General features: G+C 42.8%; 1 protein-coding gene and 1 pseudogene. Both read left to right on the forward strand.

Annotation, left to right across the window (positions count from 1 at the left end; translation table 11 throughout):
• Positions 1-259 (forward strand): annotated as a pseudogene (locus ABD796_RS09465) (glycosyltransferase family 4 protein); the annotation flags it as partial.
• A gap of 519 nt (positions 260-778) precedes the next feature.
• Positions 779-1,078: a hypothetical protein gene (locus tag ABD796_RS09470; RefSeq protein ID WP_344906456.1), complete on the forward strand. Its 300-nt coding sequence runs from the start codon at positions 779-781 to the stop codon at positions 1,076-1,078.
• Positions 1,079-1,335 lie beyond the last annotated feature (257 nt).

Raw genomic sequence — 1,335 nt, forward strand, 5'->3', positions numbered from 1 at the left:
GCTGCAAAACCCGCAAACCAGCATGAATAGCAACCATGCGATTGCAAGAAGATTTCGTTCATTGTTTTCAGGGAAAGGGCAACGATGGGCAGAGCCGGATTTATCGAGCCTAAAAAGCCTGATGAGTTTGGCGTATCGTCACCCTGAGCTTTGTAAAAAGAAAGGTCGACAAGGACGTCTGGATATGAAAAAGTTTTCGTGGAACCGAGCCGGAGCCGCATTAAAAAAAGTTGTGGAAATCAAAGAGTCTGTAAAATAGTAGTTTGATTATGTAGATATACGACTCATGTTTGTGTCGTTATATAGCGATAAAGAAAGTATGATTAATTCGGATTTTATACGACACAAACATGCTACATTTCAGTAAATAATCTGATTCTATATAAGTTGAATTTCTGACCCTAGAAAATACGTCGGGTGCTTCCCGTACGTCTCCATTATCTAATCCTAAACTCACAAGATGCTATTAATAGCCGGTGCCTTTTATCCAGACTGAGACGTCTGTTAAACACTCAATAGGCACGCCATAATCAACGATCTGTCCCTGCTACCAAACACATACAGCGGTTTGGTTATGCATAGCAGCCTTCGGGTGGTCAAGCGAGGAAAGAAAGAAGCCGGAACGGAACAATAAACTTCTGCCTCCGGGTAATCTATTTTCAATGCTGCGACGGAATCGTTTTTCGGCATTTCAAAAACGAGTTTTGCCGGCTCTTTGATTGTCCTATCCTGTACAATGTGGCCGTAACCTTGCCGGCGAGTGAGGGGAATACAAACATTGTCTTTCCCGGTCATTGGCGAGTGGATATTTTTCAAGCATAATAACACCTCCGAAAGAGCTATTAGACGCAAAGAAGGATATACCTCCATTTGTGTCGAAAGGAAGAAAATGGAGGTGATTATTATTAAACAAGAAGTGATGTATTTTTTGAAGCAAAACCAAGGGCAATCATTTGATGTTCGGGAAATCGCTGAGGGTATTAAAAAGGATCAAATCGACGTCTTGAGAGCTCTGAATGAACTTGTGACAGAAAGAAAAGTAGAGATGAGCACATTCAATCGGTATCAATCGAAGTGAGCGGGTGCCCGGGGTAACGGGCGCTTTTCTTTTTGCCGCAAAACCCACACTCTTTCCAGCATGATGCGGCCGGCGTCAGAATATCGAACACAAGGAGAAGCGATCATGAAATTGAAAACTGCTGTCAAGCACCAATTCTAACGATGGGATAATCACATTATAACGGAGAACGATAGCGTGGAGGTTCCTCATTGATGTGGACTTATGTCAAGAAAGTGGACAGTGAATTAAGGAACCTTTAGCTGGAGCGGCGTTTG

The organism is Paenibacillus hodogayensis, from assembly GCF_039536325.1.
In the GTDB taxonomy this organism is placed as follows: domain Bacteria; phylum Bacillota; class Bacilli; order Paenibacillales; family NBRC-103111; genus Paenibacillus_AB; species Paenibacillus_AB hodogayensis.